The sequence below is a fragment of the Caballeronia sp. NCF2 genome (genome assembly GCF_023631205.1).
Lineage (GTDB): Bacteria > Pseudomonadota > Gammaproteobacteria > Burkholderiales > Burkholderiaceae > Caballeronia > Caballeronia zhejiangensis.
In genome coordinates this window covers 220,605-228,763 of sequence record NZ_JALQDN010000069.1, presented here as the reverse complement: position 1 = coordinate 228,763, position 8,159 = coordinate 220,605, and the positions used below count along the sequence as shown (strand labels likewise).

The window sequence follows — 8,159 nt, the reverse complement described above, 5'->3', positions numbered from 1 at the left end:
AGCCCTCGCATATGTAGCTGCGAGCGCAACGATTGGTGCTCATCCAACCAACCAAGTCAGGAGCTACATCATGTTGAAGATCGACAACCTCGCTGTCAGCAAAGAACTCGGCCGTGCTGAAATGGGCGCCATCGTCGGCGGTTCCAGCATCTTCCAGAACAACGGCATCAACGCCAACGTCAACGGCGGCTTCTCCTTCGCCAGCCCGCAAACGAACGTCGCGCCCGTCACGCAAGTCGATGCCTCCCAACACACCGACGTCGACGTGAAGAACATCACCAAGTCGCTCGCTTCGGTCGGCAGCCTGCTTGGCGGCGTCGCACTCTGATTCCCCATCTCATCGCAATCATCCACGCATCCGGAGAACCATCATGTTGAAGATCGAATCCCTCGCAGTCAGCAAAGAACTCGACCGTGAAGAAATGGGCGCTATCGTCGGCGGCTCCAGCATCTTCCAGAACAACGGCGTCAACGCCAATGTCAACGGCGGCTTCTCGTTCGCCAGCCCGCAGACCAACGTCGCGCCCGTCACGCAAGTCGATGCGTCGCAACATATCGACGTCGACGTGAAGAACATCACGAAGTCGCTCACCACGGTCGGCAGCGAAATTCTCGGCGCGAAGCTGTAAGCATCATCCCTCGAAGGGAGAAGGAACCGACGACGTTTCCTTCTCCCTCTCGTCATTGTTCCGAAGGCCGCACGCGCGCAATGCGCGGATTGACCAGGCCGCTCCTCTTTTGGCTTTTTTCCGCTAAGGCAATCGCCTGCAAGTGGCTTTGTCACCAGCGTTGTACGGCGCGTGCGTGTGATATGGGCTGTTTCACTGAGCCCGTCGCATTCGCGTACGCGGACCGTCGGTCGTGCGCCGACATGTTCGGCGATCTGTCATCGCGCAGCCGACGAATCGATGCGCCGCTCGTTCGTGAATGATGCTGTAGATGCCCGGTGAGCTCTGCTATTCAATGGATCGGCCTAACCGGACAACATCCGGACGCTTCTGGCACAGCTCTCGCATATGGAGATGCGAGCGCAACGATTGGTGCTCGTCCAACCCAACCCGTCCCAGGAGACACATCATGCTGAAGATCGAAAACCTCGCCGTTAGCAAAGAACTCGGCCGTGCTGAAATGGGCGCCATCGTCGGCGGCGCGAGCATCTTTCAGAACAACGGCATCAACGCCAACTACAACGGCGGCTTCTCGTTCGCCAGCCCGCAGACCAACGTCGCGCCCGTCACGCAAGTCGATGCTTCGACGCACACCAACGTCGACCTGACGAACGTGACGAAGACGCTTGATTCCGTCGGCAGCCTGATCGTGGGCGGAAAGCTGTAAGGCATCGTCTACAAGGGGAGAAGGGACAACGCTGCTTCCTTCTCCTTGCTTCTCTTCGCTGTACTCCCTTCCTGCCGGTTCTTCCTTCCCCAAGTTGCGACCCAACGCTCGATGCGAGCGCCGTTCGTCTTTTTCATCGATACTTCGTATTCCATAGTTTCGTCTCTCTTCTTGCGGCGTGAAACGTGTCGCGTGTCTGATTACCTTGCGTGTTCGCCGGCTCCAGACATGTTTCGAGTATCTGTCTTTGGACGGCCGACAGCCGGCGACCATTAGCGACCTGGACTGCGCGTAGAGATCTGCTTTGAGTACCTCGATTTTGTATGTCGATCAACGACTTGCATTAACCGAACAGATCCTCTAGTAGCCGCTGGCACAGCCCTCGCATATGTAGCTGCGAGCGCAACGATTGGTGCTCATCCAACCAACCAAGTCAGGAGCTACATCATGTTGAAGATCGACAACCTCGCTGTCAGCAAAGAACTCGGCCGTGCTGAAATGGGCGCCATCGTCGGCGGTTCCAGCATCTTCCAGAACAACGGCATCAACGCCAACGTCAACGGCGGCTTCTCCTTCGCCAGCCCGCAAACGAACGTCGCGCCCGTCACGCAAGTCGATGCCTCCCAACACACCGACGTCGACGTGAAGAACATCACCAAGTCGCTCGCTTCGGTCGGCAGCCTGCTTGGCGGCGTCGCACTCTGATTCCCCATCTCATCGCAATCATCCACGCATCCGGAGAACCATCATGTTGAAGATCGAATCCCTCGCAGTCAGCAAAGAACTCGACCGTGAAGAAATGGGCGCTATCGTCGGCGGCTCCAGCATCTTCCAGAACAACGGCGTCAACGCCAATGTCAACGGCGGCTTCTCGTTCGCCAGCCCGCAGACCACCGTCGCGCCCGTCACGCAAGTCGATGCCTCGACGCACACGAACGTCGATCTGACCAACGTCACGAAGTCGATCGATGCGGTTGGCAGCGTGCTCGGCGGCGTGAAGCTGTAAGCCCTCACACAGCCATTCACGTCATCAGGAGAGACATCATGTTGAGAATCGAAAACCTCGCCGTCAGCAAGGAACTTGGTCGCGCTGAAATGGGCGCCATCGTCGGCGGCGCGAGCATCTTCCAGAACAACGGCATCAACGCCAACTCGATCACGGGCTTCGCGTTCGCGAGCCCGCAGATCAACGTGGCGCCGGTGACGCAGGTCGATGCATCGCAGTACACCAAGGTCGATCTGACCAACGTGACGAAGTCGCTCGACGCCATCGGCAGCCTGCTGCACGGCGTGAAAGCGTGAAGAACTGAAGCCGCACCGTCGACGGGAGAAGGAACAATTGTGCTTCCTTCTCCTTTCTTCACTACTTTGCGAGCGCAACTGCCTCGCGCTGCGCGATGAAATCCGCGGCAATGCTGTTATACGCAGCCGGAACGACATCGTGGATGTCACCGGCCTTCACCAGTTCACCGTGGTACAGAGCCCCGTCGTACTCGATATGAATCATGCTGTTCGGCGCGGGCTGCAGATAGCGATAGCCGCCCAACGATTGGATGGCCCCTCCGGTCCTGGCCTGGATCTCCTCCAGAGACGCAAACGGATCCTTCCCCTTTGTCAGGTTCGCCCACAAGTGCGTGGTCACGACCGTGTACGGCAACTGATAGATGATGGATCCCTTCGGCATCGGCGATTTGTCGGCGGCAAGCAGAAACGGCAGTCCGTTGATGGCCGGACCCTCGTCCTTGCGAATGGCATCCGAGATCGGCAGACCCGATACGTCGTCCAATTTGATCGTGATTCGCTCCAAGGCCGTCGACATGCCCCGCATGCCGAGCTCATAACCTTGCGATAGCTTCTGGAAGATCTTCGAGTTCGAACCGAAATGGATGTAGGGGGTCGATCGCGACGTGAACGCACCTTCCGCCGTGATATACAGCTGCGTCTCATAGTCTTGCGTATATGCGCCCGCTATCGTTGTGGTCTCTGCGATGAAGTTGTCGTCGCTATCACTGTCGACGTAGAACCGGGTTCTGCCCGAAGCGACGGGCGTGTAGCCTCCGCTGCCGGGACAGTTCGCATCGAACTGATAGAAGCCGCTGCCGCTGTCCTTCAAGAAGATGCTGTTGAAGAAGCTCGCGGCCGCACTGGATGATGTGGGCGCGTCCGATGAAGTCGATGCCGTATCCGCCGAATTCGACGATGTCCCTCCCGTCGCCCCGTTGCCGTTGTTCTCGACAGCCGAGAGTCCGCTGCCGCTTCCGCCTCCACATGCGGCGAGCGCGAGCAGCAGTCCGGCAGTGAGCGCCTTCGCCGTCGAATGAATCGACGCGAGCGTCAGACTCTTCTCGTTGGCCATGTTTTCTCCTTTGTTATTTGGGCCGCAGTGTCTTGACCATGCAATGCAGCCCGAGGTCGATCGCGCGTCAGAATTGCGCGGTCATCTGAAATCCGACCGTCACGCGCGATGTCTCGAGTGAAGACGGCTTGTAAATCGGCGTGCCCGCGAAGAAGTCATAGCTGAACCCAGCGTACTTCGACGGAATGCCGCCGCGAACGCCGATCACCGCGCCGACGAGCTGCGTGCCCGCGAGAAACTCGGTATTCGGGCCGAACACGCGACCGTAATCCACGCCGACGTAGAGCGACTGGCGCGTCTGTCCGATCGGCATCTGCAATTCGTTGCGCCAGTAGAAGCCTTTTTCTGCGGCCAACATTTGTTCGCCGTCGAAGCCGCGCACGGTGTAGCGGCTGCCGATCGTCAGGTCGTCGATGTAGTAAAGCTGATCGTTGGTGTATTGCCCGTGTACGGTCGTCACGTAGCGGAAGCTTTGCTTCGCAATGGCAAACGGCATCGACAGGTTCATATCCAGCACGGCCATCTTGAAGCGGTAGGTCGGTGCGCGCGTGGATATGGAGTAAGGATCCGGTTCCGGATCGGGTCTCGCGCCCAGACCACCGATGCCTTGGCGATATGCCAATGTCGCGTCGAACTGCGCACCGCCGAAGTAATGTCGATCGGTCAGTCCCAGTTCGAGGAAAGTATTGTTGCGTCGTTGTAGCTCGATCTCCGTGTCTTCGATGAAGCTCGCACCGAAGCGCTTCGAGAGTTGCATATAGCTGCTGAGCACGTCGCTCTGGCTGCGGCGCAGCACGCGCTGCAGTTTGAGCCCCGCGCTCTGCGAATTGCCGCTCGACACGAACGATTGATTCACACCGGCGATCTGCTGATAGTAAGTGTTCGTGTTGCCATACAGCGTCGCGGTCCAATAGCCCCATGGGATCGAGTAGGAACCGTTGAAGCCGTGCGAGCCCAAAGTCTTGTCGTCGAAGTACAGGTCCTGATTCGCGCCTACGCTAAGGATGTCGTTCAGTCCAAGAAGATTGTCGATGCCCAGGCTGACGTTGCCTTGCCACTTGCCGGTTGCACGGCTGCCGGAGTTGTCGACAGAGGCGACGAACGTCCAAGGCTTGGCGCGCTTGACGGTGATGACGACATCGCTCTCACCGGGCGAGCTGGTCGGATCGACCTTCATGTCGACGTCCTGGCTCGCGACGCGCTTCATCTGCTCGAGGCCTTGCTCGAGATCGCGCAGGTTCAGCACGTCGCCGGGACGCGCCGGAAAAGCGGTCTTCCATGTGCCCGACGTGTTGGGATCGGCAAAGCGCAATTCGCGGATCACGCCGGGGATCAGAGCGAACTTGAGCGTGCCGGTCGACAGGTCCTGTTCGGGCAGCAGCACACGCGTCGTGATCAGTCCGCGGCTCAGGACTGCCTGCTGAAGCGCCTTGGTCAGTACGTTCACGCCGTCCTTGCCGATGCATTGACCTTTGTAGTGGTCGAGCCACTCGCGGGCGAACGCGAACGGATCGAGCGGCAGCGATGATGCGCCCTGCTTCCGAATCGGCTCGGGCAGCGTTTGCGGCACATCGAGCTCGAAGGCGTCGATGCGAAAGCACGGCGTCTCTGAAGGAAGCAACGGATATCGCTTCTCGTCAGGGACTTCCGAGCGCACGGCCGGCGCTCGAATCGCCGATTCGCGTTGCTGTGCCTCGCGTTGTTGCTGGATTTGCTGATCCTGTATCGCATTCGCGCGCGCGGCGGCGGCTTCGTCTGTGAATGGAATTTGCTGCGCATTTGCTGCGAGCGACATCAGGGCTGTGAACGACAGAGCCGCAAGCCTTTTTCGGTAAATCATCAACTAACTTCTAGGTCTGAATGGAACAAAAAAACCGTCGCGGGCGGCGACAACATTCATACGCCAAACCCGAGCGACTTACCCGACCAAGGCCGAGCAGAACGCCGCTGCTTATGCGTGTGTCGGACGTGGAGAGAGCGTCGTCATCACCATGAACGACGCTCATGAGCGCCTGAACCCGGCCCGGTGAATGAGCCGTGCTCTGATTAACTACGATCCGTCCTTTTACTTTTTCTTCGCCTTCTCGGACGACCGACGGAAACTTCTTACTATCGCCGTCTCCGTCGTGGCCGTAAATAATCCTTTCCTGATCTTTCCATTCAATCAGAAAAAGATTGTGACTATCGTTGGACCATTTCAATACGGGTCAGACGTTGAGAGTCATTCCGTCGTGCTGTCGGCTGCGGTTCGGCCTCGCGCGTCACGCCGACGGCGACTATGCGTAGGTCAATCAGCGGGCCGAGATTCTGGCCGGCGAAGGCGGCTTTAACGTCGATGTGAAGGGCAACATCGATCTGAAAGGCGCGGTGATTGCAAGTGCCGCGGACGCACCGCAGAACAGCTTGAGTACACTGGCACGCTGACGTACAGCGACATCGAGGGCCGTGATCACGGATCTACGTGATCACGATCAAGCGCATACAACACGCGTTCTGCGCGCCGAAGCTCGCGCTGCCTCCGCTTGACGAATCGTGAACCCGCCGCCCGCGCTGCTCCGATGCGCGCTGCTCGTGGTCACATCCTGCACGCTGACGATGTTCAGATCACCAACGTCCGACACGCGCCGCGTTGCCGAGCCAGAATCCCTTTTTTGCTGATGCGCCAATGACCTGCATCGGTCTTGCGCTGCCCGCATTGACGCTCGTATTCCGCTGCGCCGCGAGCGTGCCACCGTTCGTCAGCGCGCCGGATGTAGCGACGATCACGTCGCGCTGAGAAACCCATCGACTTTCATCAAAAACAGCCCCGCAGCAGCCGGTCCGCGCGCCGATTTCCCACCCCAGTTATCATCGGTTCCACCTCTCGTCCGAGCGTGAAACCATGAGCACACTTCCCTACCGCAGCGCCCTCATCGTCGGTGCCGGGCCAGGCATCAGCGGCTCTCTTACGCGGCGTCTGCGCGCCGAAAACATTCCGGTTGTCATCGCGGCGCGCAATGTCGAAAAGCTCGCGGCGCTCGTCGATGAAACCGGCGCCATCGCGCTACCCGTCGATGCATCCGATGCCGGTCAGATCGAAACGCTCTTCGCCCAGACCGAAGCCCGCATCGGCGCGCCGGAAATCGTCATCTACAACGCGAGCGGGCGCGTGCGCGGACCCATCGCGGAACTCGATGCCGAAGAAGTCGCGCAGGCTGTCGCCGTCTCGGCGCTCGGCGCGTTTCACGCCGTCCAGCAGGCCGCGCGCCGCATGATTCCCGCCGGCAAAGGCGCGATCCTGCTGACGGGCGCGACGGCGGGCGTCAAGGGTTTCGCGCTGTCCGCGCCCTTCGCGATGGGCAAGTTCGCGTTGCGCGGCCTCGCACAAAGCGCCGCGCGCGAACTGGCGCCGAAGGGCATTCACGTCGCGCATTTCGTGATCGACGGCGGCGTGCGCGCCGAACATCGCGCCGATCCGCCCGACGCGCCGGACAGCACGCTCGATCCCGGCGCCATCGCGCAAACCTATCTCGATGTGCTGCGCCAGCATCGCAGCGCGTGGACGTGGGAAATCGAGCTGCGGCCGTGGGTGGAGAAGTTCTGAAGCGTCACGCGCTCGCGGCGAGCTGGCCGATCCGCTCGGCCATCGCGCGGTCGACGGGCGTGTAGACGATCATGCCGAGATCCGGCCGGCCATCGACGGAAAACGCCGAATATTCCAGCTCGACCGATCCGAGCGCCGGATGCATCAGGCGCTTGATGCCGCCGCCTTCTTCGTGGCTGTGGACGTCGTTGTCGCGCCAGAGCGCGTCGAATTCGGGACTCGCGTGCCGAAGCTCTTCGACGAGCTCGCCGACTTCCGACACCAGCCCCGCGCGCGCCACATCCGCCCGGAACGCGCCGACGACGAAGCGCGCGACGCTGTCCCAGTCGTGCTGCCGCGCGCGGACTTCGGGATTGCGGAACAGGAATCGCAGGATATTGCGCCCGCCGGGCGGCAGCGTGCCGTAATCGGTCAGCACGACGGCCGCGGCGCGATTCCACGCGACGACATCCCACGTCGGCGTCTTGACGATGGCCGGGCTGGTCTGCAGCGAATCGAGCAGACGCTGAAGCCGCGGACTGACGCCATCGGCGGACCGGTAACGGACTTCCGGCGGCCGTCCCAGCCCGAGCATGAAGAGATGCTCGCGCTCGGCATCGGTGAGCAACAGCGCGCCGCAGATGCGCTCCAGCACATCGGCCGACGGCGCGCCGCCGCGTCCCTGCTCGAGCCACGTGTACCAGGTCGGACTGATGTTCGCGCGCTGGGCGACCTCTTCGCGGCGCAGGCCGGGCGTGCGGCGGCGTCCGGCGAAACCGAAGCTCGCCGGATCGAGACGCGTGCGCCGGCTGCGCAGAAAATCGCCGAGCGATCTGGCCGTATCCACGGATATGAAACCCTGTTAGTCGATTTAATAGGATGACGTCACTACTTTAACGGGATAAA

At 60.6% G+C, this 8,159-nt stretch carries 10 protein-coding genes; 7 read left to right on the top strand and 3 right to left on the bottom strand.

Annotation, left to right across the window (positions count from 1 at the left end):
• Window positions 1–70: 70 nt before the first annotated feature.
• From NCS02_RS28290 to NCS02_RS28265, 6 genes are all read left to right on the top strand, one after another.
• Entirely contained in the window at window positions 71–328 is a 258-nt protein-coding gene (locus NCS02_RS28290; RefSeq protein ID WP_008346270.1) for a hypothetical protein, read from the top strand.
• 43 nt (window positions 329–371) lie between these two features.
• Window positions 372–629: a hypothetical protein gene (locus NCS02_RS28285; protein WP_008346268.1), complete on the top strand. Its 258-nt coding sequence runs from the start codon at window positions 372–374 to the stop codon at window positions 627–629.
• A gap of 448 nt (window positions 630–1,077) precedes the next feature.
• On the top strand, window positions 1,078–1,335 hold the full coding sequence (locus NCS02_RS28280) for a hypothetical protein (RefSeq protein ID WP_008346266.1): 258 nt from the start codon (window positions 1,078–1,080) through the stop codon (window positions 1,333–1,335).
• A gap of 447 nt (window positions 1,336–1,782) precedes the next feature.
• Window positions 1,783–2,040 carry a hypothetical protein gene (locus tag NCS02_RS28275; protein WP_008346270.1) on the top strand — a complete coding sequence of 86 codons (258 nt, stop codon included), beginning with the start codon at window positions 1,783–1,785 and terminating at the stop codon, window positions 2,038–2,040.
• Window positions 2,041–2,083: 43 nt separating this feature from the next.
• Window positions 2,084–2,341, top strand: a complete 258-nt coding sequence (locus NCS02_RS28270; protein WP_250523379.1) for a hypothetical protein — start codon at window positions 2,084–2,086, stop codon at window positions 2,339–2,341.
• Window positions 2,342–2,379: 38 nt separating this feature from the next.
• On the top strand, window positions 2,380–2,637 hold the full coding sequence (locus NCS02_RS28265; RefSeq protein ID WP_008346261.1) for a hypothetical protein: 258 nt from the start codon (window positions 2,380–2,382) through the stop codon (window positions 2,635–2,637).
• 61 nt (window positions 2,638–2,698) lie between these two features.
• Here the strand turns inward: NCS02_RS28265 and NCS02_RS28260 are convergent, their stop codons facing one another.
• Both NCS02_RS28260 and NCS02_RS28255 read right to left on the bottom strand, forming a co-directional pair.
• Window positions 2,699–3,691 carry a hypothetical protein gene (locus NCS02_RS28260; RefSeq protein WP_250520231.1) on the bottom strand — a complete coding sequence of 331 codons (993 nt, stop codon included), beginning with the start codon at window positions 3,689–3,691 and terminating at the stop codon, window positions 2,699–2,701.
• Window positions 3,692–3,758: 67 nt separating this feature from the next.
• Window positions 3,759–5,531, bottom strand: coding sequence for a ShlB/FhaC/HecB family hemolysin secretion/activation protein (locus NCS02_RS28255; protein WP_250520230.1), 1,773 nt, complete (start codon window positions 5,529–5,531; stop codon window positions 3,759–3,761).
• A gap of 1,041 nt (window positions 5,532–6,572) precedes the next feature.
• On the opposite strand from NCS02_RS28255, the gene NCS02_RS28250 reads away from it, so the two are divergent.
• Window positions 6,573–7,274: an SDR family NAD(P)-dependent oxidoreductase gene (locus NCS02_RS28250; RefSeq protein ID WP_250523378.1), complete on the top strand. Its 702-nt coding sequence runs from the start codon at window positions 6,573–6,575 to the stop codon at window positions 7,272–7,274.
• 4 nt (window positions 7,275–7,278) lie between these two features.
• Here the strand turns inward: NCS02_RS28250 and NCS02_RS28245 are convergent, their stop codons facing one another.
• Window positions 7,279–8,100, bottom strand: a complete 822-nt coding sequence (locus NCS02_RS28245) for a helix-turn-helix transcriptional regulator (RefSeq protein WP_250520229.1) — start codon at window positions 8,098–8,100, stop codon at window positions 7,279–7,281.
• Window positions 8,101–8,159 lie beyond the last annotated feature (59 nt).

Bases quoted from the DNA above. Each gene is read 5' to 3' on its own strand.
- NCS02_RS28280 (WP_008346266.1), top strand. From the start codon at position 1,078: ATGCTGAAGATCGAAAACCTCGCCGTTAGCAAAGAACTCGGCCGTGCT.
- NCS02_RS28265 (WP_008346261.1), top strand. From the start codon at position 2,380: ATGTTGAGAATCGAAAACCTCGCCGTCAGCAAGGAACTTGGTCGCGCT.
- NCS02_RS28250 (WP_250523378.1), top strand. From the start codon at position 6,573: ATGAGCACACTTCCCTACCGCAGCGCCCTCATCGTCGGTGCCGGGCCA.
- NCS02_RS28290 (WP_008346270.1), top strand. From the start codon at position 71: ATGTTGAAGATCGACAACCTCGCTGTCAGCAAAGAACTCGGCCGTGCT.
- NCS02_RS28260 (WP_250520231.1), bottom strand. From the start codon at position 3,691: ATGGCCAACGAGAAGAGTCTGACGCTCGCGTCGATTCATTCGACGGCG.
- NCS02_RS28255 (WP_250520230.1), bottom strand. From the start codon at position 5,531: ATGATTTACCGAAAAAGGCTTGCGGCTCTGTCGTTCACAGCCCTGATG.
- NCS02_RS28285 (WP_008346268.1), top strand. From the start codon at position 372: ATGTTGAAGATCGAATCCCTCGCAGTCAGCAAAGAACTCGACCGTGAA.
- NCS02_RS28275 (WP_008346270.1), top strand. From the start codon at position 1,783: ATGTTGAAGATCGACAACCTCGCTGTCAGCAAAGAACTCGGCCGTGCT.
- NCS02_RS28270 (WP_250523379.1), top strand. From the start codon at position 2,084: ATGTTGAAGATCGAATCCCTCGCAGTCAGCAAAGAACTCGACCGTGAA.